Origin of the sequence: Pseudotabrizicola sp. L79 (assembly GCF_036553525.1) — a bacterium.
In the GTDB taxonomy this organism is placed as follows: domain Bacteria; phylum Pseudomonadota; class Alphaproteobacteria; order Rhodobacterales; family Rhodobacteraceae; genus Pseudotabrizicola.
Genome location: NZ_JAZHDA010000029.1, coordinates 1 through 372, shown reverse-complemented (window position 1 = coordinate 372; position 372 = coordinate 1). Strand labels below are relative to the sequence as shown.

1 protein-coding gene is annotated in these 372 nt (G+C 59.4%); it reads left to right on the top strand.

The features are described from left to right. Positions 1-372: IS3 family transposase (locus V3C85_RS00155; RefSeq protein ID WP_331792968.1), on the top strand; the 372-nt coding region annotated here is incomplete at both ends.

Sequence of the window (372 nt, the reverse complement as noted above, 5' to 3'; positions counted from 1 at the left end):
GATGCAGGGCCGCGCCTACACCGATCTGCCGCTGCAAGCCCTGCTGATGGCCGTCTGGCGTCGCAAGCCAAAGACCAAGGTCTATGTGCACTCCCCCTCTCGCGGTTTGAAGGCAAACCGCTGCCGGGCAGCGGACCAGGGGTCCCAGTTCACCAGCTACGAGTGGCAGGGGTTCCTGGAACAGCACAATCTCGCTCCCAGCATGAGCCGCCGAGCGAACTGCTGGGACAATGCTGTCGTAGAGAGCTTCTTCAACCTGCTCAAACGCGAACGCATCCGTCGCAGGAAATACAAAACCCGCGAAGAAGCGCGCCAAGACGTGTTCGACTACATCGAGTTTTTCTACAACCCGCAGCGCAAACACGTTAGGAA